Genomic DNA, 24,325 nt, shown 5'->3' on the forward strand with positions numbered 1-24,325 from the left:
GAGTCCCCCCTGTCAGTCACACTGGAGTCGAGGAGGACGCCATGACCGAAGCCCAGACCTGGACGTTGATCGCCACCTTCATCACGGCGTTCTTCGGCACGCTCACGCTCTTCGGCGTGATGGTGACCCGCCTCATCCGCGCCGAAATCGGCGGCGTGCGCGCCGAGATGAGCGGACTGGCCACCGGCCTCCGCGCCGAGATGAGCGGACTGGCCACCGGCCTCCGCGGCGAGGTGAGCGGTCTGGCCGACGCTCTCCGCGCCGACATGGGCGTCATGGAGACCCGGCTCAACGCCAAGTTCGATGCCCTCGATCGCGATGTCCAGGCGATCGCCCGCCGGGTGTTCCCCGATGCGGGCTGATTCCCGGCACGTTCGGGTCCGGCCGTCTAGGGTGTCGACATGCGCGCTTCCGAACCGGGGCCGAGTCTGACCGAGCTGGCCACCACCCACGGCACGGACAAGTGGGGTATGCATCGCTACACCCCGCACTACGAACGCTTCCTGGAACATCTCCGGGACGAGTCCTTCACGCTGCTCGAGATCGGCATCGGCGGGTACGCCCAGTCCGGCGAGGGCGGCGCCTCCCTGCGCATGTGGCGCGACTTCTTCCCCCGGGCTCAGATCATCGGCCTCGACATCGAGGACAAGTCCTTCGTCGCCGGCGACCGCGTCCACGTCTACCAGGGCAGTCAGGTCGACCCCGAGGTGCTCGACCGGATCTTCGCCGACTTCCCCGATATCAAGGTCGTCATCGACGACGGCAGCCATCGTCCCGAGCACATCCGCGAGACCTTCGCGCTGCTGTTCGAGCGTCTCCCCCTCGACGGTCTCTACGCGATCGAGGACACCCAGACGTCCTACTGGCCCGCTTGGGGAGGCAGCCGGGATCGCCACGACCCCTCCACCACGATGGCACTGGTCAAGGATCTCGTCGACGGCCTCAACTACGAGGAGTACCTGGACCAGCACTACCGGCCGACGCCCACCGATCTGACGATCAAGGGCCTCCACTGCTTCCACAATCTGGTGATCCTCGAGAAGGGCGACAATCGCGAGGGCACCAACAAGCGCGTCGCGGCCGAGCCTCTCACGGGACTGGACGCGCTGCGCCAGAAGATCGCCGACACCGCCGACCGATTCAGGCGCCGTTCGCCCTGATCGGGCGCCCGGCGATGCCGCGACCGATCAGTTCTGCGGCTGGGTGCGGAGCTTGTCGAGCAGCGACAACGCCGACTCGGCGATGACCGTGCCCGGCAGGAACACCTCTGCCGCACCCATCTCGCGGAGTGCCGGGACGTCATCGGGCGGGATGACGCCGCCGATGACCACCATGATGTCCTCGCGGCCCAGCTCCGCCAGCGCCGCCTTGAGCGCGGGAAGCAGGGTCAGGTGGCCGGCCGCCAGCGAGGACACCCCGACGATGTGCACATCGGCGTCGACCGCCTGCTGCGCGACCTCCTCGGGGGTCGAGAACAGCGGGCCCACGTCGACATCGAAGCCCATGTCGGCGAAGGCCGAGACGATGACCTTCTGGCCGCGGTCGTGGCCGTCCTGGCCCATCTTGGCGACCAGGATGCGCGGACGGCGGCCCTCGGCCTGTTCGAACTCATCGGTGGCCTCCAGCACGCGCTGGACGTCACCGGATCCTCCGGACTCGCTGCGGTACACACCCGAGATGGTACGGATGACCGCCTGGTGGCGCCCGTAGACCTTCTCCAGCGCGTCGCTGATCTCGCCGACGGTCGCCTTGGCGCGCGCGGCATCGACCGCGAGGGCCAGGAGGTTGCCGTCCAGCGAGCCGTCCCGGCCCGCCCCCCGCTCGGCGGAGTTGGTGAGCGCCTCGAGCGTGCGGCGCACGTCGTCCTCGCTGCGCTCGGCGCGCAGCCGGTCGAGCTTGGCGAGCTGTTGCTGGAGCACCGACTTGTTGTCGACCTTGAGCACCTCGACCGGCTCGTCATCGGGCACGCGATAGGTGTTGACGCCGATGACCGCCTGCTGGCCGGAGTCGATGCGGGCCTGCGTGCGCGCCGCGGCCTCCTCGACGCGCATCTTGGGGATGCCCTCCTCGATCGCCTTGGCCATGCCGCCGGCGGCCTCGACCTCCTCGATGTGCGCCCAGGCGCGGGCGGCGAGGTCGTGCGTGAGCCGCTCGACGTAGTACGAGCCGCCCCACGGGTCGATGATGTCCGTCGTGCCCGACTCCTGCTGCAGCAGCAGCTGGGTGTTACGGGCGATGCGGGCGCTGAAGTCGGTCGGCAGCGCGATGGCCTCGTCCAGGGCGTTGGTGTGCAGGCTCTGCGTATGCCCCTGCGTCGCGGCCATCGCCTCGATCGCGGTGCGCTGGACGTTGTTGAAGACATCCTGCGCTGTGAGGCTCCAGCCGGAGGTCTGCGAGTGGGTGCGCAGGCTGAGGCTCTTGGCGTTCTTCGGATCGAATTGACCGACGAGCTTCGCCCAGATCGCGCGCGCGGCGCGCATCTTGGCGATCTCCATGTAGAAGTTCATGCCGATCGCCCAGAAGAAGCTCAGCCGGGGCGCGAAGGCGTCGATGTCCAGGCCGACATCGAGGCCGGCGCGGATGTACTCGACGCCGTCGGCCAGCGTGTAGGCGAGCTCCAGGTCGTTGGTCGCCCCGGCCTCCTGGATGTGGTACCCGGAGATCGAGATCGAGTTGAACCGCGGCATCTTGGCGGCCGTATAGGCGAAGATGTCCGAGATGATCCGCATCGACGGCGCCGGCGGGTAGATGTAGGTGTTGCGGACCATGAACTCTTTGAGGATGTCGTTCTGGATGGTCCCGGCCAGCTGCTCAGGCGCGACGCCCTGCTCCTCCGCGGCCACGATGTAGAGCGCCATAACGGGCAGCACCGCGCCGTTCATCGTCATCGAGACGCTCATCTGGTCCAGCGGGATGCCCTCGAAGAGCTTGCGCGTGTCGTAGATCGAGTCGATCGCGACGCCCGCCATGCCGACATCGCCGACGACCCGCGGATTGTCCGAGTCGTAACCGCGGTGGGTCGCGAGGTCGAACGCGACCGACAAGCCCTTCTGGCCGGCCGCGAGGTTGCGGCGGTAGAAGGCGTTCGACTCCTCGGCGGTCGAGAAGCCGGCGTACTGGCGGATCGTCCAGGGCTGCGTCGTGTACATCGCCGGGTACGGGCCGCGCAGGAAGGGTGTCAGACCGGGGTACGTGTCGAGAGCGTCGACTCCGGCGAGGTCCTCGGGCGTGTAGAGGCGCTTGACGTCGATGCCCTCGGGTGCGGTCCACGGCTCGGCGCCGTCGGTGGCCCGGGCGTAGGCCCCGGCATCGGGCATCGACGGCTGCTCGGGATCGAACGGCAGACCGGAGAAACTGGAGGGGATGGTCATGCGGACAGCACCTCCCGGGTGCGGCGGAGGAAGGCGAGGGCATCGACGCCCATCGCCGCTGCGTCATCGGCACCGACCTCGTTCTTGCCGGCCACGATGACATGACGGGCACCGTTCTGACGCAGCGCCGCCACGAGATCGGTGCCCCATTCAGCGTAGGCCTTGTCGGTGCCGGCGAGGCACACGACCGCGGGCTGTCCCGCCTCGCGATAGGCCGCCACGACCGTGTCGACACCATCGGTCGCGCCCGCGATGCCGTGGTGGATCCCACCGGCGGCCAGCAGGTTGATGACGAAGCTCGCCCGGGCCGTGTGCTGGGCGATCGGACCCATCGTGGCGAGGAAGACCGGCTGCTCGGACGGCTCGTCGCGCATCTCCTCGTACTCCCCGGCGTAACGGAAGACCGCCGGGGCGACGGGATAGGGCGCACGGTCCGGGAGCGTCTCGGCGAGATTCGGGAACTCGCTGACCCCGGTGATCGGACGCTTGCGCCGGGCGATCGCGAGGGCCCGATCGGCCACCGTCTCGTCGATCCGCGAACGCAGGAGGTCCACAGCGGCGTCCACGCCGCCCGCGGCGTCCAGGTCACCGAACAGCTCCCACGCCGCGCGGGCGATGTCGTCGGTCAGCTTCTCGACCGCGTGAGCACCGCCGGCCGGATCCGTCACAGCCGCCACATGGGACTCGCTGACGAGCAGAGCGGAGGTGTTGCGCGCGATGCGCCGGCTGAACGGCGTCGGCAGGCCGAGCGGCTCGTCGAAGGGCAGGGTCGTCACGGCATCTGCCCCGCCGACACCGGCCGCGAAGGTGGCCACGGTGGTGCGCAGCATATTGGTGTACGAGTCGTAACGGCACATCATCGGCCGCGAGGTGACGGCGTGCTGACGCTGGGCTCGGGCCGGCTCGGTGACCTCGCTGAGCTGGCCCACCCGATCCCACAGTCGGCGGGCAGCGCGGAACTTGGCGATGGTGGCGAACTGCTCGTCGGTCGCGGCGAGGCGGAACTCCAGCTGCTCCGCGGCCTCATTGGCGCTCAACCCGGCGTCGGTGAGAGCGCGCAGATAGGTGACCCCGGCGAACAGCGCGTAGGCGAGCTCCTGCACGTCGGAGGCGCCGAGCTCGTGGACCGCCGTGGCATCCACCACGGCGCCGCGGACACCGCGTTCCTTGGCCAGCCGGGCGAGATCGACCACGACATCGAGTCCGGTGTCGCCGCGTCCTCGCACGAGGGCGCCCAGCGGGTCCGCCCCCAGGTTGGTGCCGGCGTGGGCTTGCACCGCCTTGTCCTCGACGACCTCCAGGAGCGCCGCCGCAGCACCGCGCGGGTCGGTCGGTGCGTCCAGCACCACCGGGGCGAGGTCGACGAACACGGGCTCCAGGAGAGCGGCGAGGCGATCGACCTCGATTCCCTCGGGGCCCACCGTGAGCCAGAGCGAGTTGGCGCCGTTCTCCAGCTCGGCGCTCACCCGCTCGGCATCGGTGTCCGGATCGATGAACCAGCCCCGCACGTCCCAGCCGTCGAGCTCGGTGCGGGCCGCCGCCGCGCCGCGGGTGAACGGCGACTGGCCGGGCAGACCGGCATCGGGGAGGTCGTCGGTGAGCGCAGGAGTGCCGAGCGGCGTGACGCTGATGCCGTCGAGCGTGCGCGTCGCGAGCAGATCCCAGACATCGGAGTCGGGGGCCTCCTCGGCGAGCTTGCCCTTCTTGCGCAGCACAGCCGCAGTGGCCTTCTCCCACTCGGCGAGGTCGTGGTGCACGCCCTCGGCCAGGCGGATCGTGGAGTCGGGTGCCATGGCGGCATCGTACGGAACCGCGCGGGAGCGATGATCAGTGAGGTCCCGGTCACCCTGTACGAGGACCGTCCCGCGAACCGGCGGTAGAGTCCGAGAGGTGCCGATGTCAGATCCCCTTCCCGCCGAACTGCTGCCCGCCGACGGACGCTTCGGCTCCGGTCCCTCCAAGGTCCGTGAGGAGGCCCTCGCGGCACTCGCCGCCACCGGCACGTCGCTGCTCGGGACCTCCCATCGCGCCGCTCCCGTCAAAGACCTCGTCGGCCGGGTCCGCGAGGAACTCGCCTCCCTCTTCGACCTTCCCGAGGGATACGAGGTGGTGCTCGGGGTCGGCGGCTCGCACGCCTTCTTCGACGCGGCGATGTTCGGCCTCATCGAGCGCCGGAGCCTGCACCTCGTCCACGGGGAGTTCACCCGCAAGTTCGCCACCGCCGTCGCCCGGGCGCCTTTCCTCGAGGACCCGGTGATCGCGGAGTCCGAGCCGTACACGCACCCGGCACTCACGGCTCAGACCGGGGTCGATGTCTACGCCTGGGCCCACAATGAGACCTCGACGGGCGTCATGGTCCCGGTCCTGCGTCCTGACGGAGCCGACCCGGAGGCACTCGTCGTCGTCGACGCGACGTCCGGCGCCGGGGGCCTGCCCGTCGATATCGCGCAGACCGATGTCTACTACTTCGCCCCGCAGAAATCCTTCGCCTCCGACGGCGGCCTGTGGATCGCGATCATGAGCCCCGCCGCGATCGAGCGAGCCGAGCGGATCAAGGCCGAGGGGCGCCACATTCCGGGCTTCGTCGATCTGCCCGTCGCGATCGACAACTCGCGCAAGAACCAGACCTACAACACCCCCGCCATCGCGACGCTGTTCCTGCTCGACCAGCAGGTGCGATGGCTGAACGGTCTCGGTGGCCTCGACGCGGCCGTCGCGCGCACCCGGGAGTCCAGCCGCCGCCTCTACGCCTGGGCCGAGGCCGGCGAGCACACCGCGCCCTTCGTGCCGGACCCGGCGGAGCGCTCACTCGTCGTCGGCACCGTCGACCTCTCCGACGACATCCCGGCGGCGGACGTCGTGGCAGCACTCCGCGAGAACGGCATCGTCGATGTGGCCGGCTATCGCGGGCTGAACCGCAACCAGCTCCGTGTGGCGATGTTCCCCGCGATCGATCCCGACGACGTCACCGCGCTGACCCGCTGCATCGACTACGTCATCGAGCACCGGTAGAGGAGACCGCTCGCTGGAGCACGTACGCGCACACGCCCACGAGGACGAGCACGAGACCCAGCAGCCACACGTGCCAGGTCTGCTGGGTCAGCAGCACCGCGCAGCTGACCAGTGCCAGCACCGGGATCGCGCGGGGGACGTGAAAGTGGCGGTGCGGCACCGAGTCCTTGCGTAGGACGAGTACGGCGAGATGAACACGAACAGCAGGAACAGGACCACCGTCTCCGCCAACGTGGCCAAGGTGCCGAATGCCGCCAGGACCATCGACATCGCCGTGGTGACCACGATCGCCACCCAGGGGGTCCGCCGGTGCGGCAATACCCTCGCCAGCGCCGCCGGAAGCAGGCCCTCCTCCGCCATGCCATAGGTCAGGCGCGAGCTCATGATCGACGTCAGCAGTGCGCCGTTGGCGACGGCGACCAGGGCGATCAGGCTGAAGACCCACGCCGGGAGTCCGATACCCGTCGCCCGCACCACCTCCAGCAGGGGCCCGCTCGATCCGGACAGCTCGTCGGACGGCAGCATCGTGCTCGAAGCGAGGGCAACCAGCACGTAGACGGCGCCGGTCACCGCGAGGGCGCCGAAGAGGGCCTTGGGATACACCCGCGAGACGTCCTGCACCTCCTCGGCGACATTGGCCGAGGTCTCGAAGCCGACGAAGCTGTAGAAGGCGATGATGGCGGCTGCGAGGACCGCACCGACCATCCCGTCTCCCTCCGGAAACTCGGTAACGCGCGAGACCTCTCCCCCGCCGCGACCGACCGCGATGCCCACGAGCACGATGACCAGGACGAGTCCGCCGAACTCGACGGCGGTCATCGCCAGATTCGAGCGCACCGATTCCTTGATGCCGCGAGCATTGAGCAGCGCGACGAGGGCGAGGAACAGCGGCGCCGCGACCGCCACCGGCACGGACACGAAGGTGCCGAGATAGTCGCCGGCGAAGGCCACGGCCAGACCGGCCACGCTGACCACCCCGGCCGCGAGCATGCAGTACCCGACGAGGAACGAGACCAATCGGTTGCCGAAGGCACGCTGCGCGAAGATCGCCGCGCCGCCCGCCTTCGGGTACTTGGTCACCAGCTCCGCATAAGAGGCGGCCGTCAGCAGCGCCATGACCAGGGCGATCAGGATCGGCAACCAGATGACGCCGCCGGCATCGGCGGCCAGTTCTCCCATCAGGGCATAGACGCCGGCTCCGAGCACATCCCCGAGGATGAAGACGAACAACAACAGCGGCGTGATGCCCCGCCTCAGTCGGGTCTTCGGTTCGCCGGAGGACGCCGGTGCGTCGTCGGTGGAAGCCATACGGACATGCTGCGCTGCCGATGATGCCGCCGCACCCCCAGCGAGTTCAGACCAGTCAGTCGAGGACGGTGCCGTCTCGATGCAGGTCGCGGTGGTTCTCATAGACCGCGGCGTTGAGGTGGAGCCGCTCGACCTCCGCGTCACTCAGCTCGCGGCGGACCTTCGCGGGGGCACCGATCACGAGGGAGCGTGGCGGCACCTCCATGCCCTCGGGCACCAGGGCACCCGCGGCGATGAGCGACTCCTCGCCGATCACCGCGCCGTTCATGATGATCGAGCCCATGCCCACCAGCACGAAGTCACCGACCGTAGCGCCGTGGATGATCGCACCGTGGCCGACCGAAACCCCCTCGCCCAGGGTGACCGGCTTGTCGACGTCCACGTGGAACGCGCAGTTGTCCTGCACGTTGGCGTTCTTCCCGATCGTGATCGGCTCGTTGTCGGCTCTCAGGACCGCGCCGTACCAGACGCTCGCCCCCTCCTCGACCATGACCGACCCGGCCAGCGTGGCGTTCGGCGCGACGAAGGCCGAATCGGCGACCTGAGGCTTCTTGTCTCCCAGTGCGATCAACATGGCAGCACGCTATCGCGCCGCCCGGGCGATCACAGGAGCAGATCGCCGAGCGGGCCGAGAAGGAAGTAGGCGAGGAACAGGATCGCGATGATCCACATCAGCACGTGCACCTCGCGGAACTTGCCGCGCACCAGCTTCAAGAACACGAAGGCGAGGAAGCCCGCGCCGATACCGACCGTGATGGAGTAGGTGAACGGCATGAGCACGATCGTGAGGAAGGCCGGGATGGCGATCTCGATGTCGTCCCAGTCGATGCCGGTGACCTGGGTCATCATCAGGAAGCCCACCAGCACGAGTGCCGCGACGGCCGCCTCATTGGGGATGGCGCCCACCAGCGGCGTGAAGATCATCGAGAACAGGAAGAGCACGCCCGTGGTGACGCTGGCGAGCCCGGTGCGCGCGCCGTCGCCGACACCCGCGGTCGACTCGACGTACGAGGTGTTGCTGGAGACGCTCGCGGCGCCACCGGCGGCCGCGGCGATGGAGTCGATCACCAGGATGCGCTGCGTGTTGATGGGCGCGCCGTCCTCGTCGTTCAGTCCGGCCTCGGTGCCGACCGCCGTCATGGTGCCCATGGTGTCGAAGAAGTCGGCGAGCAGCAGGCTGAAGATCAGCAGGATGACCGCGACGACACCGACCTTGTCGAACGAGCCCAGGAGGTTGAACTCGCCGAGCAGGGAGAGGTCAGGGACCGCCGCGATCGAGTCGGGGATGCCCGGGACGTTCAGGTTCCAGCCGGTGCTGAAGGGATCCCCGTTCGAGCCCGGGGTGTCGGTGACGGCCTGCACGATGCCGGCGAGCACGGTGGTGACGATGATGCCGATGAGGATCGCGCCGCGTACACCGTTGGCGTAGAGGCCGATCATGACGATCAGGCCGATGCAGAAGACGAGCACGGGCCAGCCGTGCAGCACCCCGTCAATGCCGAGTCCGACCGGCGGCGATCCCTGTCCGGTGGTGCGGACGAAGCCCGCGTTCACCAGTCCGACGAGCGTGATGAACAGGCCGATGCCGACGGCGATCGCCGTCTTGATCTGCCGTGGCACGGCGTCGAAGACCGCCTTGCGGAAGCCGGTGAGCACCAGGACCAGGATGATGATGCCTTCGATGACGACGAGGCCCATCGCATCGGCCCAGGTCATCTCGGTGGCGACCGCGTAGGCCACGAAGGCGTTGAGGCCGAGGCCGGCGGCAAGGGCGAGCGGGAAGTTCGCGACGAGTCCCATGATGATCGACATGAGACCGGCGATGAGGGCGGTGGCTGCTGCGATGGCGGCCATATTGGCGCCTTCGGAGTCGCCGCCGAGGTAGTTGCCCTCCGCATCGGCGACACCGCCGAGGATGATCGGGTTGAGGACCACGATGTAGGCCATCGTCAGGAACGTGACGAGACCGCCGCGCAGCTCGCGCGGGATGGTCGAGCCGCGCTCGGAGATCTTGAAGTAACGGTCCAGGACGCCGGTCATGGCTCTCCTATGGTGCGAAGGGTGACAACCGGACCATTGTCCCGGTCACCGGCGCGGGGCTCGCCGTGGGGTCGGCTCGTCGCGTCCCCCGGCGCGTCCGCCGAAGCCGAGCACGCCGATGCCCACCGCGATCACCGCGAGCCCGAGCGCGGCGGAGAGGTCCATCGTCTCGCGGAGCACCAGGAGGCCGAGCATGGTCGCGGTCAGGGGCTCGGCGAGTGTGAGGGTCGAGACGGTCGACGCCCGCAGCGCCCGGAGACCATGACCGAACAGCAGATAGGCGACGACCGTCGTCACGAGCCCGAGCCAGAGGATCGTCGCCACGCCGCCGCCGGTGGCGATCCAGCTCGTGTGGGCGAAGGCCAGCAGCGGCAGCCCGAGGACGGCGGCCGCGCCGAAGATGGTGCCCATCGAGGCTCGCGGTGTGAGACCCCCGTCGATGAGCGCCTTGCCCGACAAGGTGTAGACCGCGTAGCTCAGTCCCGCGCCGAGGGATCCCGCGAGCCCGAGCGCGGAGACTCCGGCGGCGGTGTCGAGGACTCCCGACAGGAGCACGACTCCCACGGTGGCGATGAGCGTGGCCGCGAACCAGACGGGCGAGGGCGGACGGGCGGTGAGGAGCCACTCCAGTGCTCCCGTCATGACCGGGGCGCTGCCGAGAGCGACGACCGTGCCGATCGCGACACCGTTGCTCGTGGTTCCGAGGAAGAAGGCCGGCTGGTAGGCCAGGACGCCGGTCGCGCCGACTGCGACCAGGGCGATCGAGCGCGGCGACCAGCTGATGCGGGTCCCGCGGCTGGTCGCCCATGCCACGATTCCGAGCACGCCACCGCCGAGGACCACCCGGGCCACACCCGCGGAGAAGGAGGTCGCGTCGTCGGGCCCGAGCGCCAGGGCGGTTCCTGTCGTACCGAAGCACACCGCCGCCAGCAGCACGGCGAGGTACGGATTCACCGCATCTGGTCGCTGAGCCTCGCGACCAGCAGGACCAGGAGCCCGAGTCCTGGTACGGCGGCCAGTTCCCGGGGCGCGACCGCGGGGAGAGCCACCCGGTACAGCGGGCTGTTCTCGCCCTCACTGCCCACCAGCACATGGAACGGGTCGGTATAGGCGATGGTCTCGGCCTGTTCGAGCGGAGGGAGCGGCAGGGTCGCCCGCGTCTGCCACGAGTCGGCATCGAGGACGTGCACGCCCAGATAGGTCAGCAGCACGGCGGAAGAGCCATCGGGGGCGAACGCGGCATCGGTGACCAGAGGCGGCGCGGTGATGTCGAGACGTGCGGCTGCCACCGGGCTCTCCGTGGAGAGATCGTCGAGTCGATAGACGGCGCCTGACCCGATGACCTTGGTGACCAGGTGCGGCACTCCCGCGCCGTCGACCAGCAGTGCCTCGATATCGGCGGGGCTGTCGAGTGTGACGCGATAGCGGTCGGGAGTCACCGACCGATCGCCTGGTCCCGGCTCCGGCAGGGCCAGGAGCGCGATCTCGTCGCGCACGGCGGCATTGTCACCGGTGTCGGCGACCCAGAGTGTGCCGTCGTGGAGTGCGAGCGCCTCCGGGTCGGTCACGTGCGCGTCGAGGCGGGTGACGCCGACGGTCTCGCCGGTGCTGATCCGCGCCGCGTAGACGACGGGGTCGTGACCCGAGTCGTTGATGGTGTAGGCGAGGTCGTCGTGCGCGCGGCTCACCGCCAGTCCGCTGGACTCCGTGATCCGCGGATCGCTCATCCGGCTGACAGGCTGCTGCTCCGCGCCTTCCGCGCGACCGGTGAACGAGGCGATCGCCGCCACCACGAGCAGGGCGATCAGCAATCCCGGAATCAGCATCCGGCGACGACGTGGGTTCATCGCGTCCATCATCCCCCACCGCTGGGTAGGGTGGGGGTGTGAGCCCTGAGAGTGATCCAGCGCCGGACACGGATCGTGCCGCCCGTCGCCACAACCTGGGGCACCCGGACATCACCGAGATCGAGATCGGCAAGACGACGCACCGGGTGGCCGAGGTGCAGCCGATGGACGTCGACGGTGTCCGGACGATGACCGTGGGCACGATCCTGTGGGCCGTGGCGGCGGTCGCCCTCATCCCGTTCTGGGGCACGCTGCGCGAGAACGGCACGCAGTGGTGGCTCTGGGCGGCGCTCGCCGGGTTCGGACTCGGACTGATCGGCATCGAGTACTGCCGCCGCCGGCGCAACGCGCTCGCCGCGGCTCGTCAGCGTCCGCCTGCCGGAGGCCGTCGCCGCAAGTGACCGCCGCGGAGACGTGCCCGGGGTCGCCATCGGGTCGACCGAGGGGCGGTGACTTACGCACGTCTCGGGCGAGCTGAGAGGTGCGTAGCCCACCGCCCGAATCGTGCAGAGGTGCGTCACTCACCGGGGCGTGGCTCAGAAGCCTTCGAGCTCATCGACCTTGATGGTGTCGACGACCGGGTCGGGCAGCGCGGTCGCGGACGCCGATCGCTTGGGTCGCGATCCGGAGTGGGCACCGCAGCCGTGCGTCAACGCCACGACGCGCCCGTCGGCATTGGCCGTGCCATTGCCGCAGACACCGAAGCGATCGGACAGGTCGCCACTCAGGCTGATGAGGAAGCCGCAGCTGCCACAACGACCCGGTGCCTGCTCGGCCATGGGGGTGTCCGGACCGTGCTCGCCGCCGTACCAACGGTCGGCGGCTTCCTCGCGGCCCTCCAACGACAGCACCCACTCGCGACCCAGCCCGATCTCGCGGGCGAAGTGTCGATCGACCACGCCCTCGCCGTCGCCATCGCCGACGAACCAGGCCGGGGCGAGACGGATGTCGTCCTCCTCCGGGGGCAGGACATCGCCGGGGCTCAGGTCACCGGGCTGGATCCGGTCGCGGTAAGGGGTCCAGGCCGGGGCCACGATCGCGTCGTCACCGGGCAGCAGCACGATGTCGTTGACCGTCGGGGACGAGTCCGGCACCGTCGAGAGGCTGACGGCCCAGTACCATCCGATGTAGCCCGGGAGGGTGCACGCGAAGCGCTCCGTGAGCAGTCCGGTCGCCTCGTCGGTCGCGCCGAGATGGTCCCCCACCGAGCCGTCGTCGACCGACTCGTCCAGGGCGGTGCGCGCGATATCGCTCGTCGAGATACTCACCGTTCAATTCTTCCTGATGGAGGGCTCAGACTCCAGGGCGGGTCAGTCGAGTTCGTCGGCGAGGCGTCGCAGCAGCTGCGCGGTGACCTTGGCCTGCTTGCCCTCGGGGTGGCGATTGTGCCGGTATCCCTCGCCCAGGCTGTCGAGCAGACCGATGAGGTCCTCGACGATGACGACCATGTCCTCCGGCGGCTTGCGCCGGGCCTGCGCCTGCGAGCGGCGTACCGAGGTCACCGGGTCCAGCAGCCGCACCTGGAGGGCCTGATCGCCGCGACGGCCCTGGACGATGCCGAACTCGACGCGCGTGCCGGACTTGAGCGACTCCACGCCCTCGGGAAGCGCGTCGGCACGTACGTAGACGTCCTCGCCGCCGTCACGGCTGAGGAAGCCGAATCCCTTGTCGGCGTCGTACCACTTCACCTTGCCGGTCGGCATACCTTCTCGTCCTTCGTTCGTGTCGGGCCAGGAGTCTCCAGTCTAGTGGGAGGACTCCCCCTCCGAGCCCCGCGCGGGCTCCTCCTCCGGCGTGAACTCCACGTTGATGGTCTCGAAGCCCTTGTGCCGCTGCATCCGCGCATAGCTCGTATAGGCGCGGATGTCGCCCGGCCCGAGCCGGACATTGTCCGTGAACGGCGTCAGCAGGGCGCGCGGATAGAGCCGCCGGCGCAGGACGACGTTGACCTCCAGCCCGATGATGACGATCAGCGCGGCGATGAACAGGAAGGCGATGAGCCCCAGCACGAGCGCGAAAGTCTGGTTCATCGCACTCGCCCGGACGATGATGTGCCGGACGTAGACGTCGCCGCCGTATTGGAGCCCCTGCCAGGACAGCGCGCAGAAGACGGCCCCGGGCAACACGGACCCGAAGGTCGCGCGGCCGAGGCTGATGAGCAGGAACAGCGCGATGAACATCGCCCCGGTCATGATGAAGCCGATCAAGCGGATGAGGATCCCCAAGTCCGGGACGGAGCTCAGCCCGATGGCGGAGGGATCCTGCAGAAGAGACGTCCCGATCGCGACCATCAGGATCCCGAAGCCGGCAATCGCCATGATGATGAGGGAGCGCAGGCGCAGGAGGATCGGATTGGGGCGCGAGTTGCGCGGCACGGCCCAGGCGACATTGCCGGCATTCTGCACCGACAGGCCGAGACCCATGACGCCGTAGGTGGCCGCGAGCACACCCACCACGATCGCCGAGGTGCTCCCCGAGAAGCCGTCCGGGCGGCCGAGCTGGTCACCGACGATGGGGAACTGCGCCAGCACGGTGTCGAGTAGCTGCTGCTGCAGATCCGGGTCGTTCTGCAGGAAGAATCCGAGGACCGAGGTGGCGATGAGCAGCACCGGGAAGATGGCGATGAAGGCGTAGTAGGTGATGATCGCCGCGAGATACGGCCCCTGGTCGTCGAAGAACTTGTAGATCACGGCCAGAGGGAAGCCGAGGACGCGATGCCGGCGTTGAAACCGGTCGACGGTGTCGATGACGCTCATACGCCTCGTCCGTTCACTCGCTGGCGCTCGCTCATGCTCGCTCGCTCATGTCCGCAGATAAGGTCGCGCGGCGGCGATCACGGTGTCGAAGCGTGCCCGGTCGAGGACGGCGCCCTCGCGCCGGACCGAACGAGGATCGATCTCGAGGAGCCGATTGATCCGAACCTCGCTGGGGCGGCGCTCCCGGTCCCAGTCGCCGGCTCCGATGTCGACCCAGAGTCGTCCCGCGCGGGCCTCCTGGGCCGCATCGCGGTCGTGGTCCTTGGAGGTGAGCTGGAGGCCGTAGAGCCGGTCGGCCCCGTCGCGGCCGATGATGAGCACGGGACGGTCCTTGCCCTGGGCGGGATCGTCCTCATAGGGCACCCAGGTCCAGACGATCTCGCCCGGGTCCGGGCGGCCGTCGCGGCGCGGCGCGTACTCGACACGGAGCCCACCGGCGGCGCGCGTGCGGCGTTGCCGGCGTGCGAGCAACGTGTCGACGAGCGCTCGGATCACCACGCAGACACCGTATCGACACGCCCGGGCGCGTGCACGCAGGCTCACCCGTGACGCTAGATCCTCGGCAGCTCGCGCTTCATGACCTTGCCCGTGGGGTTGCGAGGCAGCTCGTCGAGGAAGACCACGCTCTTGGGCACAGCGAACTTGGCAACCTGCGCCCGCGCGTACTCGACCAGGTCCGGCTCGGAGGCCTCTGAGCCGTCGTGCAGAACGACGAAGGCGGCGAGCCGCTGACCCCACTTCTCGTCGTCGACGCCGGTGACGACGACATCGCGCACGGCCTCGTGCTCGATGAGGGCGTCCTCGAGCTCGCGGGGGAAGACGTTCTCGCCACCGGAGATGATCATGTCGTCATCGCGTCCGGCGACGAAGAGCAGCTCGTTCTCGTCGAAGTAGCCGAGGTCGCCGGTGTTCATGAGCCCGTCGGCGAAGGTCTTGGTGTTGCCGTCGGTATAGCCGCCGAAGGGCATGTCGTTGCCGACGTGGATGACCCCGGTCTCCCCTTGTGGCACCTCGCGGCCGTCGGAGTCGAGGATCTTGACGGTGGTGCGCCACGGGATGCTGCCGGCGGTTCCCGGGGCGGTGCGCAGATCCTGCGGCGAGGCGATGGTGACCCAGCCGGTCTCGGTGGCGCCGTAGAAGTTGTAGATCGAGTCGGTGAAGGTATCCATGAAGTGCAGGGCGAGGTCTCCGGCGAGCGCGCTGCCGCTGGTGGCGGTGATCTCGAGGCTGGACACGTCGGTGCGCGCGATGACGTCCGGGTCGGCGTCGACCATCCGCTGCATCATGAGCGGGACCACGACGAGCACCTTCGCGCGGTAACGGCCGATGTCCTCGATGACCAGTTCAGGCACGAACTTGCGCCGCAGGACGTAGGTGGGCGCGGTGGTCAGCCCGAAGCTGAAGTTCAACAGTCCCCACGAGTGGAACAGCGGCGCCGCGACGACGACGGTCGAGTTGCCCCGGTACGGGATGGAGCCGAAGAAGGCGAGCAGCGGTTTGAGGTCCTTGGGCTCCTCGCGCCGGGCGCCCTTGGGCAGGCCCGTGGTGCCGGAGGTGAAGATGACGATCTGGCCGTGTTTGGCGGGCTTGCGGTGACCGTCGGCCGGCTGGCCGTCGGCGAGGTCGCTCAGCGTGGTGAGATCCTCGGGGGCGTCGGCATCGGCCCAGCCGAGGACGATCTTCTCGCGCGGCACGTCGGCGAGGACCTCGAGGAACTCCTGGTCGACGATCATCAGCTCGGCCCCCTCGCGCTCGGCGAGGTCGGTGAGCTGGGAGCGGCTGGCCATCGTGTTCAGCAACAGGATGCGCCCACCGAGCTGCATGATCGCCACGAGTGCGATGACCATCCACCGGTGGTTGCGCGACAGGATCGCGATGGAATCGCCCGGCTGGAGGCCACGCTCCTTGAGCGCAGCGGTCACGCGGTTGACCTCGGCGACGAGGTCGCGGTACGTGATCTCCCCCGCGTCGTCGATGATCGCGGTCTGCTCGGGAAACCGGGCGGCGGCCGCGTTCAGGCCGGACGGCAGTGCCGGTCCCCACTTGACCAGATGCATGCCGGCCCTCGCGAGCCGCAGCGGATTACCCAATCCGAGCAGGCCGATGCGGTGAGCCACCTTCGCCGTGTAGGCCAGATCGTTCATGCCTGGGAGTGTAACAACAAGTTACCCCCGGGTAGAGGGTGTCGTCACTCCGCGTCATGGCGCCGATCAGGTCCGCGCGGCCAGCCCTCTCGCCCAGTTGACCTGCTGGGTCACCATCGGCGCGGTCTGCGGCGAGCCGGCCGGGATCGTGGCGGTGTGCGCGAACCCGGGCCCCGAGACCGTGACCTGGACATAGCCGGTCGTCGTGCGTTCCTTGACGAGGAGGAACAACAGCCCCAGCAGGCAGAACAGGAAGAAGACGATTGCGCAGACGATCGCCCACGCCGGGATTCTCTCCTCGCTGCGTGAGTAGTCGGCGATCTGCCACGTGGTGCCCGCGATCGGGAAGGCGCCGGTGGGCAGGAAGACGCTCTGTGGCGACACACCGATATCGCCGATGGAGATCTGCGGCATGTCCGGTTGGGCGGGGATCGGCTCGTTCACGTGCGCCATTGAACCACGTCAACCGGGCCCGCCGGGACACTCAGCGACGCAGCACCTTGCGGGCGGCGGCATTGCCCGCGAACTGCCCGATCTGCACGATCACGATGACGATGAGGATGGCCGTCCAGGTCACCCAGGGGTTGAACTGCCGGTAGCCGTACTGCAGGGCGAAGTTGCCGAGGCCGCCCGCGCCGATCACGCCGACGACCGCGATCATGTCGACGATCGCGATGAAGGCGAAGGTGAAGCCGAGAATCAGCGGCCCGAAGGCCTCGGGCAGCAGGACCGTGAAGATCACCCGCAACCGACTCGCCCCCATCGAACGGGCCGCCTCCAACACGCCCGGGGACACCGAGACGAGGTTCTGTTCGACGATGCGGGCGATGCCGAAGGTCGCCGCGAAGACCACGATCGGCATCGCCGCCGTGTTGCCGATGCCGGTGCCGAAGACCTCGCGGACGAGGCCCTGCAGGCCGATCGCGAGCAGGATGAACGGGATGGGCCGGAAGAAGTTGACCAGCACGTTCAGGACGACGTTGACCGGGGTGTTGGCCATCAGGCCGCCCCTGCGAGTCACATACAGCGCCGTGCCGATCGTGAGGCCCAGCAGTCCGCCGATCGTCAGACCGACCGCCGAGAGGACGATCGTCTCGATGGTGGCGGTGCCGATCAGCCCGCGCAGCTCGATCACGCGATCCATTCAGCGCACCTCCCTGACCTCGACGAGCCCGGACACGACACGAACGGCCTCATCGACGCGGCCCCCGGTGAGCTCGACGGTGAGGTTGCCGAAGGTCTTGCCCTGCACCTCTTCCATCCCGCCGTAGATCAGCTCGAAACCGACGCCCGCCTCGCCGAAGGCCCCGAAGACCTGCGACTGGGAAGCCGAGTCCTCGCGGAATCCGAGCGTCACGAGGCGTCCGGGGTGCCGCTTGCGCAGTTCCTCCACGACACTCGCCGGAGGCATGTCGTCGACCACCGTGTTGACGAAGCGGCGGGTGACCTCGTGCGCGGGGCGAGCGAAGAGGTCGAACGTGGTGCCGGACTCGACGACCTTGCCGTCCTCCATCACCGCGACCCGGTCGGCGAGGTTCTTGACGACCTCCATCTCGTGCGTGATGACGACGATCGTGATGCCGAACTCGGCATTGACGCGGCGCAGCAGATCGACGACGCCCTGGGTGGTCTCCGGGTCGAGTGCGCTGGTGGCCTCGTCGGCCAGCAGGATGCGCGGGGACGAGGCCAGCGCGCGGGCCACGCCGACACGCTGCTTCTGGCCGCCGGACAGCTGCTCGGGATACTGGTGCGCCTTGTCGGCCAGGCCGACGAAGTGCAGCAGCTCGGAGATCCGCTCCTGCTGTTCGGTGGCCGAGATCCCCGCGACCTTGAGCGGATAGGCGATATTGCCCCACACCGTGCGCGAGTGGAACAGGTTGAACTGCTGGAAGATCATGCCGATCGTGCGGCGGACCTTCTGCAGCTCGCTCTCGCGGAGGGTGGTGAGGTCCTGTCCGGCGACCACCACCGAGCCGGACGTGGCCGGCTCGAGCGCGTTGATCAGCCGGGCGAGGGTCGACTTGCCGGCACCGGAGTACCCGACGATGCCGAGGATCTCTCCCTCGGCCACGTCGAGGGTGACCCCGTCCACCGCATGGACGGGGTCACCTCCTCGGCGCCTGGGCGGGTACGCCTTGGCGACATCCCGCAACTCGATGAGGGCCACGTGGCGACCTTACTGGTTGTCGCGGACGTCCTGCTCGGCATCGGCCAGCGTCGACTTGAGCTCGTCGATCGGCGTCTTGACGAACTCCGCGGTGCCACCCGAGACGTCCTGGACGCCGTCGAGCACATCCTGGCTGTCCTGGTAGATCTCGACGAGCTTGGCATAGGTCTCGTTGTCCTCGTCCTCGGCGCGCGCGACGAAGATGTTGACGTACGGGAGCGCGTCCGGGTCGTCGGCGCTGTCCTCGTAGATCGCGTCGTCGAAGCTCAGGCCGGCGTTCTCGACGAAGTCGTTGTTGATGACGGCAGCGGCGACGTCCTGCAGCGAGGCTGCGGTGATCTCGGCGTTGAGCGCCGTCACCTCGACCCGCGAGGCGGCGGTGTCGACATCGGCGAGATCGGAGAAGGCGGTGCCGCCGTCGGTCAGCTCGATGAGGCCGGCGGACTGCAGGAGCACCAGGGCACGCGCCTGGTTGGTGGCGTCATTGGGCACCGCGACGGTCTCACCGTCGGGGATCTCCTCGACATCGCCGTAGTCCAGCGAGTACAGGCCGAGGGGGTAGATCGCCGTGGTGCCGATCGGGACGAGGTCCTCGTTGTTGTTCACGTTGTAGTCGGCGAGGTAGACGATGTGCTGGAACTGGTTGAGGTCCAGGTCGCCGGCCGCCAGAGCGGGGTTGGGCTGCGTGTACTCGGCGAAGTCGACGATCTCGACGTCGATGCCCTCGTCGGCGGCGGCCTCCTTGTAGGTCTCCCAGTACGGGTCGCTCGCGCCGACGACGCCGATCCGCACCGTGTCCTCGTCACCGCCGCGGGTCAGGGCGAAGACACCCGCCGCGATGAGAGCGAGGACCACCACGACGATCGCGACGATGAGTCCGGTGCGCTTCTTGGGCGCTTCGATGAGGTTCTGGTCCGACATGGACGTCCTTTCGTGCACGGCTCGTGGCCGGTGGGGGTGGAGAAGATGGCCACACTCGTGGTGCCGCCAGACATCGACCGTACGAATGCCGCGCCGGGTCGGCCCACCGATCTCACCATCCGAGACGGCCACGCCGCGGGCGGTGAGTTATCCCACACCCAAGGCGGTCATGTGCGGGATCCCGCACCGCCCGCGGCAGGCTCGCTCAGGGCACGTCGTCGTAGTCCCAGCGCACGTCATCGCGCAGCACCCGCGCGGGGACGCCGCCGACGACGCTGTGCGCCGGCACCTTCTGGTTGCGCACCACCGCGCGCATCGCCACGCACGCGCCCTCGCCGATCTCGACGTGACCACTCACCACCGCGTCGCGGCACAGCCACACGTGCTCGCCGAGACGGATCGATGCTCCGAAGGGGTTGAGCCGCTCGCCGGTCGCACGATCGGCCAGCCGGTGCATGTCATCCGTCGCCAGGTAGACATTCGAGGCCCACAGCTGGTCGCCGGCGGCCACGATGCTGCCGCCGTTGCGCGCGTCGATCACCGCGCAGCGGGTCGCGAGCACCGGTCCGTGCAGCACGATCGACGAACCCGCCCCGCAGTACACCTCCCCCGCCGTCAGGACGACGCGCTCGTCGAGGAAGACGGTGGCGTCGTCCCCGCCGAGCAGCAGGGAGACGAGATGGTCCATCGGCCCGCCGACCACCACCAGGGCGCGGCGCATCGGAATCAGCATGAGCTGGCTGAGCACCGATTCGGGCAATCTGGCCCCAGGCGCGAGGTAGAGCGCGTTGTCGAGATCGTGCCACCACGGCGGCAGCCCGTCGGCGACCCGGCGCACGACGAGCGAGTCCACCCGGGAGGCCTCCACGCCCGCCGCCCGGAGGCGGTCGCGGTGGTCGGCGGTCAGCGAGTCGTCCACCGCGGCATCATCTCAGCTCTCGTCGAGCGCCTCGCGCGCCGCGTCCTCCGCACGGGCACGATCGACCGCCACCAGCCCGATCCGGGTGCGCCGGTCGAGCAGGTCGTCGACGGTCGACGCTCCCTCGTGACGGACCGCGAATCGCAGCTCGGCCCGGCTCACGTCGAGGCCCTCGGCGATCGGCTCGTCGAGACCGGGTGACGAGTCGAGGACGGCCCCGGCCTCGCTGCCGAAGCGACGCAGGAGCTCACCCGGGGCACGCGGATCGCGCTCCGGCCCCGCACCGACGAGGGGGACGCGGCGAGTGACGCACGGACCTGCCGAGAGCCCGGCATCGCGGGCCGCGAGGTCGACCGCGTCCTCGGCCATCCGGCGGTAGGTGGTCAGCTTGCCGCCGACGACCGTGGTCACGCCGTCGGAGCCCCGCTGGACGACATGGCGCCGGGAGACGTCGGCGCTGCTCGCTTCTCCCGCGTCGAGCAGCGGACGCAGCCCCGAGAACGTGCCGAGCAGGTCGTCGCGGGTCACGGGACGCTCCAGCGCCAGGCCGATGGTGTCGAGCAGGAAGTCGATCTCGTCGTCGGACGCGCGGGGCACATCCGGGATCGGGCCCGGAGCGTCCTCGTCGGTCAACCCCACGTAGACCCGGCCGAGGGGTGCCGGCAGCGCGAAGACGAATCGCGTCGTCGATCCCGGGATCGGCACCATGAGCGAGGCGGAGAGTCCACCGAAGGTCCGCTGCGACATCACCAGGTGGGTGCCGCGGCTCGGTCGCAGCGAGATGTCGTCGGCCAGGGTGCCGGCCCACACCCCCGCGGCGTTGACGACCGCCCGCGCCGAGAGATCGAACTCCGATCCGTTCAGTTCGTCGCGCACCCGTACCCCCGCGCCCGACGCCGAGAGGACACGGCACCGGGTCAGCACACGGGCGCCGTAGTACGCGGCCGTGCGGGCAATCGCGACCACGAGGCGCGCGTCGTCGACGAGTTGGCCGTCCCAGAAGCGCAGCCCACCGCGCAGCCCCTCACGACGCACGCAGGGCGCGTAGCGCTCGACCGCCTCCGCGTCGATGCGATCGGGTCGTGGCAGCAGCGAGGCGGAGGTCCGGGCCGCTCGACGCAACGCATCGCCTCCCCAGTGCCCGGCCCGCACCAGGGCCGCGTGCTTCCGGTCCATCGACGGAAGCTCGGGGAAGACATTCGGCAGCGGCCGGATGAGATGCGGGGCGATCGTGGTCATCAGGTGGTGTCGTTCGATCGCGCTCTCATAGGCGACATCGACATCGCCGGTGCCGAGATAACGCAGGCCTCCGTGCACGAGCTTGGAGCTCCAGCGGCTGGTGCCGAAGGCGAGGTCGTGGGCCTCGAGCAGCACGACCGAGAGCCCGCGCGTGGCGGCGTCGAGCGCCACACCCGCACCGGTCACCCCGCCGCCGATGACGACGAGGTCGACCGTTCCCCCGGCGATCTCGTCCAGCTCGCGCGAACGCCGGGCCGCGTTGAGCGATGAGGATCGGGCCGTGGTCATGGTGCGAGGTACCGGTCGAGGGCGAGGGCGAGCTCGGCGTCCAACGCGTCCAGCTCGGGGCCGACCGCATCGGGGACGTCGAGGATGGCCGGCGCGGTGATGACGAAGGACCAGCTCATCAGCAGCACCGCCTGAGCCTGCACCGCCGGGTCGCCGGACCGCACCGATCCGTCGGCGGCACCCTGGCGCAGTGCGTCCTCGATGATCGCGAGGTGGAAGGCGGAGACCTGGCCGGGGCGGCGTACCTGGTAGGGCGTGAGGAACTCCGGCGATTCCTCCACGATGGCACGCAACAGCGGGTGGGAGCGCATCTCGCCGACGATGCCGACGACGGTCGCCACCACCCGCTCACGCGTGGAGCCCACCGACCGCTCGGCGGCACGCTCGGTCAGCCGGTTCCATTCACGGGTGGACACATCGGCCGCGATGCTCGTGACGTTCTCCCAGCGCCGGTAGAGGGTCGCGCGGGCCACCCCTGCCCGTCGGGCGATGGCGGTCATCGTCGTCCGCGGGAGACCCTCCTCGACGATCAACTCGAGCGCGGCGTCGAGGATGCGGTGGGAGTCGATCGAGGCGGCCGTCTCAGCAGCGGGACGGGACCGCACCAGGTGCAGGGCCGACTCCGAGGAGTTGAAACGATCTGCGGTCATGTGTTTAATACTAGCATGACCGACGTCACCCCCGGACCTCGTCCCGTCGACGAGACCGACCTCCCCGTCGTGGACTTCCACCCGTATCGGTGGGGCGATCCCTCACACTTCGTCACGCTGAGCGAGCGGATCACCGGAGCCCTCGGCCTGGTGGGCATCACCACGTCCGAGCGGCCTCCGACGCCTCTCGGCGAGCTGGTCCCCCCGGACACCGGTCTCACCGCAGAGTTGCTCGACTCCCTCCGCGAAGCCGTCGGGGACGGGTCGGTGAGCACCGAGCACGACGATCGCACGGCACATGCGAACGGCTGGTCGACGCCGGATCTCCTACGACTGCGCGGCAATGCCCTCGTCGATGCCCCCGACGCCGTCGTGCGCCCCGCGGACGAGGCCGGGGTCGAGTCGGTACTGCGCTGGTGCGGCGAACAGCGGGTCGCCGTCGTCCCCTTCGGCGGCGGCACGTCCGTGGTGGGCGGGCTGACCGCCGAGCGCGACGGCTTTACCGGCGTGATCGCCCTCGATCTCGCGGCTCTCGATCGACTCCTCGATGTCGACGCGGAGTCCCGGATCCTCACCTTCGAGGCCGGCACGCGCGGCCCGCGGGCCGAGGAGCTCGCGGCCGAGCACGGCTTCACGATCGGGCACTTCCCACAGTCCTACGCCGGGGCCACCATCGGCGGCTACGCGGCGGCGCGGTCGGCCGGCCAGTCGTCGGCGGGCTACGGCCGCTTCGACGAGATGGTCGTCGGGCTCACCCTCGTCACACCGCGCGGAACCATCGAGATCGGCAACGCTCCCCGGTCCGCCGCGGGCCCGGACTGGCGGCAGATCGTCCTGGGCTCCGAAGGCGCCTTCGGTGTCATCACGCGGGTGCGGGTGCGCGTGCGGCCCCTGCCCGAGACACGAGTCTTCGAGGGCTGGCGGTTCGCGGACTTCGCCGCCGGGGCCGCAGCGCTGCGGCGGCTCGCACAGGACGGGCCTCGCCCGACGGTGCTCCGGCTCTCCGATGAGATCGAGACGCTGGTCAATCTCGCCGACCCGAACGAGTCACTGGAGGAGAATCCCGGCGGCTGCCTGGCGATCGTGGGCTTCGAGGGCACGGCGGCCGATGTCGCCGCACGCCGAGAGGCCGTCACGACGATCCTGCGCGATCTCGGCGGCGAAGAGCTCGGGACCGCTCCGGGTGAGGCGTGGCGCGAGGGTCGCTTCAATGCCCCCTATCTACGCGATCCGCTGTTGGAGAACGGCGTCCTGATCGAGACCCTCGAGACGGCGACCTTCTGGTCGCGCCTCACCGAGGTCCGCGATGCCGTGAACACGGCACTCACCACCGCGCTCGGCGACCAGGGCACGCCCTGCATCCCCATGTGCCACATCTCCCACGTCTACGAGACTGGGGCCTCGCTCTACTTCACGGTGGCGGCGGCGCAGGCCGAGGACCCGGTGGCCCAGTGGGCCGTCGCCAAGACCGCGGTGAACGAGACGCTCCTGCGTATCGGGGCGGCGCCGAGCCATCACCACGGGATCGGCGTGGATCATCAGGGCGTCTACACCGAGCAGCTCGGGACGCTCGCGGTCGAGGCGCTCCAGGCGATCAAGCAGACCCTCGACCCCTCGGGTGTCGTGAACCCGGGGATCCTGTTGCCGCGAGCCGGACACTGAG

Annotated in this window: 24 protein-coding genes; 5 read left to right on the forward strand and 19 right to left on the reverse strand. The window is 69.3% G+C overall.

Annotated elements, in window-relative coordinates:
* The first annotated feature begins 41 nt into the window (after window positions 1-41).
* Together JL108_RS02475 and JL108_RS02480 are read left to right on the forward strand one after the other, a co-directional pair.
* Window positions 42-362 (forward strand): hypothetical protein, encoded by a 321-nt coding sequence (locus JL108_RS02475; RefSeq protein ID WP_205196749.1) that lies wholly within the window; start codon window positions 42-44, stop codon window positions 360-362.
* Window positions 363-401: 39 nt separating this feature from the next.
* The gene (locus JL108_RS02480; protein WP_205196750.1) at window positions 402-1,160 is read left to right on the forward strand and encodes a hypothetical protein; all 759 of its coding nucleotides are present in this window, start codon (window positions 402-404) and stop codon (window positions 1,158-1,160) included.
* Between the two features lie 27 nt (window positions 1,161-1,187).
* On the opposite strand, the gene scpA is transcribed toward JL108_RS02480, so the two are convergent.
* Window positions 1,188-3,317: a methylmalonyl-CoA mutase gene (gene scpA, locus JL108_RS02485; protein WP_240190562.1), complete on the reverse strand. Its 2,130-nt coding sequence runs from the start codon at window positions 3,315-3,317 to the stop codon at window positions 1,188-1,190.
* A 50-nt stretch (window positions 3,318-3,367) separates the two neighbouring features.
* Window positions 3,368-5,164, reverse strand: coding sequence for a methylmalonyl-CoA mutase subunit beta (locus JL108_RS02490; protein ID WP_205196752.1), 1,797 nt, complete (start codon window positions 5,162-5,164; stop codon window positions 3,368-3,370).
* 103 nt (window positions 5,165-5,267) lie between these two features.
* On the opposite strand from JL108_RS02490, the gene serC reads away from it, so the two are divergent.
* Complete coding sequence (serC, locus tag JL108_RS02495) at window positions 5,268-6,383, forward strand: phosphoserine transaminase (protein WP_205197051.1); 1,116 nt, start codon at window positions 5,268-5,270, stop codon at window positions 6,381-6,383.
* Between the two features lie 87 nt (window positions 6,384-6,470).
* On the opposite strand, the gene JL108_RS02500 is transcribed toward serC, so the two are convergent.
* From JL108_RS02500 to JL108_RS02520, 5 genes are read right to left on the reverse strand one after another with little or no spacing between them, the layout of a single operon-like run.
* Window positions 6,471-7,691, reverse strand: a complete 1,221-nt coding sequence (locus JL108_RS02500) for an APC family permease (RefSeq protein WP_205196754.1) — start codon at window positions 7,689-7,691, stop codon at window positions 6,471-6,473.
* 55 nt (window positions 7,692-7,746) lie between these two features.
* Window positions 7,747-8,265, reverse strand: coding sequence for a gamma carbonic anhydrase family protein (locus tag JL108_RS02505; RefSeq protein WP_143911211.1), 519 nt, complete (start codon window positions 8,263-8,265; stop codon window positions 7,747-7,749).
* Between the two features lie 29 nt (window positions 8,266-8,294).
* Window positions 8,295-9,731, reverse strand: a complete 1,437-nt coding sequence (locus JL108_RS02510) for an NCS2 family permease (protein WP_143911210.1) — start codon at window positions 9,729-9,731, stop codon at window positions 8,295-8,297.
* A 45-nt stretch (window positions 9,732-9,776) separates the two neighbouring features.
* A complete protein-coding gene (locus tag JL108_RS20385) occupies window positions 9,777-10,685 on the reverse strand; it encodes a DMT family transporter (protein ID WP_205196756.1) in 909 nt (302 codons plus the stop codon).
* The gene (locus tag JL108_RS02520) at window positions 10,682-11,578 is read right to left on the reverse strand and encodes a hypothetical protein (protein ID WP_205196757.1); all 897 of its coding nucleotides are present in this window, start codon (window positions 11,576-11,578) and stop codon (window positions 10,682-10,684) included. Before JL108_RS02520 ends, JL108_RS20385 begins: the two co-directional genes overlap by 4 nt.
* Before the next feature lie 38 nt (window positions 11,579-11,616).
* On the opposite strand from JL108_RS02520, the gene JL108_RS20390 reads away from it, so the two are divergent.
* On the forward strand, window positions 11,617-11,979 hold the full coding sequence (locus JL108_RS20390) for a DUF2530 domain-containing protein (protein ID WP_246065022.1): 363 nt from the start codon (window positions 11,617-11,619) through the stop codon (window positions 11,977-11,979).
* Window positions 11,980-12,114: 135 nt separating this feature from the next.
* On the opposite strand, the gene JL108_RS02530 is transcribed toward JL108_RS20390, so the two are convergent.
* The 12 genes from JL108_RS02530 to JL108_RS02585 form a co-directional block, all read right to left on the reverse strand.
* A complete protein-coding gene (locus JL108_RS02530) occupies window positions 12,115-12,846 on the reverse strand; it encodes a DUF3027 domain-containing protein (RefSeq protein ID WP_205196759.1) in 732 nt (243 codons plus the stop codon).
* Between the two features lie 42 nt (window positions 12,847-12,888).
* Complete coding sequence (locus JL108_RS02535) at window positions 12,889-13,281, reverse strand: cold-shock protein (protein ID WP_143911208.1); 393 nt, start codon at window positions 13,279-13,281, stop codon at window positions 12,889-12,891.
* 42 nt (window positions 13,282-13,323) lie between these two features.
* The gene (locus JL108_RS02540; RefSeq protein ID WP_205196761.1) at window positions 13,324-14,334 is read right to left on the reverse strand and encodes a YihY/virulence factor BrkB family protein; all 1,011 of its coding nucleotides are present in this window, start codon (window positions 14,332-14,334) and stop codon (window positions 13,324-13,326) included.
* Window positions 14,335-14,379: 45 nt separating this feature from the next.
* On the reverse strand, window positions 14,380-14,832 hold the full coding sequence (locus tag JL108_RS02545; protein ID WP_307837161.1) for a type II toxin-antitoxin system PemK/MazF family toxin: 453 nt from the start codon (window positions 14,830-14,832) through the stop codon (window positions 14,380-14,382).
* Between the two features lie 53 nt (window positions 14,833-14,885).
* Window positions 14,886-16,478 (reverse strand): AMP-binding protein, encoded by a 1,593-nt coding sequence (locus JL108_RS02550; protein ID WP_205196763.1) that lies wholly within the window; start codon window positions 16,476-16,478, stop codon window positions 14,886-14,888.
* A 66-nt stretch (window positions 16,479-16,544) separates the two neighbouring features.
* Window positions 16,545-16,922 (reverse strand): hypothetical protein, encoded by a 378-nt coding sequence (locus JL108_RS02555; protein ID WP_143911204.1) that lies wholly within the window; start codon window positions 16,920-16,922, stop codon window positions 16,545-16,547.
* A gap of 40 nt (window positions 16,923-16,962) precedes the next feature.
* Complete coding sequence (locus JL108_RS02560; RefSeq protein ID WP_205196765.1) at window positions 16,963-17,622, reverse strand: methionine ABC transporter permease; 660 nt, start codon at window positions 17,620-17,622, stop codon at window positions 16,963-16,965.
* Window positions 17,623-18,645: a methionine ABC transporter ATP-binding protein gene (locus JL108_RS02565; protein WP_205196767.1), complete on the reverse strand. Its 1,023-nt coding sequence runs from the start codon at window positions 18,643-18,645 to the stop codon at window positions 17,623-17,625.
* A gap of 9 nt (window positions 18,646-18,654) precedes the next feature.
* Complete coding sequence (locus tag JL108_RS02570; protein ID WP_205196769.1) at window positions 18,655-19,566, reverse strand: MetQ/NlpA family ABC transporter substrate-binding protein; 912 nt, start codon at window positions 19,564-19,566, stop codon at window positions 18,655-18,657.
* A gap of 205 nt (window positions 19,567-19,771) precedes the next feature.
* Window positions 19,772-20,485 carry a hypothetical protein gene (locus JL108_RS02575; protein WP_205196771.1) on the reverse strand — a complete coding sequence of 238 codons (714 nt, stop codon included), beginning with the start codon at window positions 20,483-20,485 and terminating at the stop codon, window positions 19,772-19,774.
* A 12-nt stretch (window positions 20,486-20,497) separates the two neighbouring features.
* The gene (locus JL108_RS02580; protein WP_205196772.1) at window positions 20,498-22,012 is read right to left on the reverse strand and encodes a glycerol-3-phosphate dehydrogenase/oxidase; all 1,515 of its coding nucleotides are present in this window, start codon (window positions 22,010-22,012) and stop codon (window positions 20,498-20,500) included.
* Entirely contained in the window at window positions 22,009-22,662 is a 654-nt protein-coding gene (locus JL108_RS02585; RefSeq protein WP_205196774.1) for a TetR/AcrR family transcriptional regulator, read from the reverse strand. The genes JL108_RS02580 and JL108_RS02585 overlap by 4 nt, the downstream gene beginning before the upstream one ends.
* A gap of 15 nt (window positions 22,663-22,677) precedes the next feature.
* Between JL108_RS02585 and JL108_RS02590 the strand changes: the two genes are divergently transcribed.
* Entirely contained in the window at window positions 22,678-24,324 is a 1,647-nt protein-coding gene (locus tag JL108_RS02590; protein WP_205196776.1) for an FAD-binding oxidoreductase, read from the forward strand.
* Window position 24,325: the final 1 nt, after the last annotated feature.

Source organism: Aeromicrobium sp. YIM 150415, from assembly GCF_016918125.1.
GTDB classification, from domain to species: domain Bacteria; phylum Actinomycetota; class Actinomycetes; order Propionibacteriales; family Nocardioidaceae; genus Aeromicrobium; species Aeromicrobium piscarium.

What these genes read in the sequence shown, in the direction of transcription:
- JL108_RS02475 (WP_205196749.1), top strand. Translation starts at nt 42, where the DNA reads ATGACCGAAGCCCAGACCTGGACGTTGATCGCCACCTTCATCACGGCG.
- JL108_RS02480 (WP_205196750.1), top strand. Translation starts at nt 402, where the DNA reads ATGCGCGCTTCCGAACCGGGGCCGAGTCTGACCGAGCTGGCCACCACC.
- scpA (WP_240190562.1), bottom strand. Translation starts at nt 3,317, where the DNA reads ATGCCCGATGCCGGGGCCTACGCCCGGGCCACCGACGGCGCCGAGCCG.
- JL108_RS02490 (WP_205196752.1), bottom strand. Translation starts at nt 5,164, where the DNA reads ATGGCACCCGACTCCACGATCCGCCTGGCCGAGGGCGTGCACCACGAC.
- serC (WP_205197051.1), top strand. Translation starts at nt 5,268, where the DNA reads ATGTCAGATCCCCTTCCCGCCGAACTGCTGCCCGCCGACGGACGCTTC.
- JL108_RS02500 (WP_205196754.1), bottom strand. Translation starts at nt 7,691, where the DNA reads ATGGCTTCCACCGACGACGCACCGGCGTCCTCCGGCGAACCGAAGACC.
- JL108_RS02505 (WP_143911211.1), bottom strand. Translation starts at nt 8,265, where the DNA reads ATGTTGATCGCACTGGGAGACAAGAAGCCTCAGGTCGCCGATTCGGCC.
- JL108_RS02510 (WP_143911210.1), bottom strand. Translation starts at nt 9,731, where the DNA reads ATGACCGGCGTCCTGGACCGTTACTTCAAGATCTCCGAGCGCGGCTCG.
- JL108_RS02520 (WP_205196757.1), bottom strand. Translation starts at nt 11,578, where the DNA reads ATGAACCCACGTCGTCGCCGGATGCTGATTCCGGGATTGCTGATCGCC.
- JL108_RS02535 (WP_143911208.1), bottom strand. Translation starts at nt 13,281, where the DNA reads ATGCCGACCGGCAAGGTGAAGTGGTACGACGCCGACAAGGGATTCGGC.
- JL108_RS02540 (WP_205196761.1), bottom strand. Translation starts at nt 14,334, where the DNA reads ATGAGCGTCATCGACACCGTCGACCGGTTTCAACGCCGGCATCGCGTC.
- JL108_RS02550 (WP_205196763.1), bottom strand. Translation starts at nt 16,478, where the DNA reads ATGAACGATCTGGCCTACACGGCGAAGGTGGCTCACCGCATCGGCCTG.
- JL108_RS02560 (WP_205196765.1), bottom strand. Translation starts at nt 17,622, where the DNA reads ATGGATCGCGTGATCGAGCTGCGCGGGCTGATCGGCACCGCCACCATC.
- JL108_RS02570 (WP_205196769.1), bottom strand. Translation starts at nt 19,566, where the DNA reads ATGTCGGACCAGAACCTCATCGAAGCGCCCAAGAAGCGCACCGGACTC.
- JL108_RS02580 (WP_205196772.1), bottom strand. Translation starts at nt 22,012, where the DNA reads ATGACCACGGCCCGATCCTCATCGCTCAACGCGGCCCGGCGTTCGCGC.
- JL108_RS02585 (WP_205196774.1), bottom strand. Translation starts at nt 22,662, where the DNA reads ATGACCGCAGATCGTTTCAACTCCTCGGAGTCGGCCCTGCACCTGGTG.
- JL108_RS02590 (WP_205196776.1), top strand. Translation starts at nt 22,678, where the DNA reads ATGACCGACGTCACCCCCGGACCTCGTCCCGTCGACGAGACCGACCTC.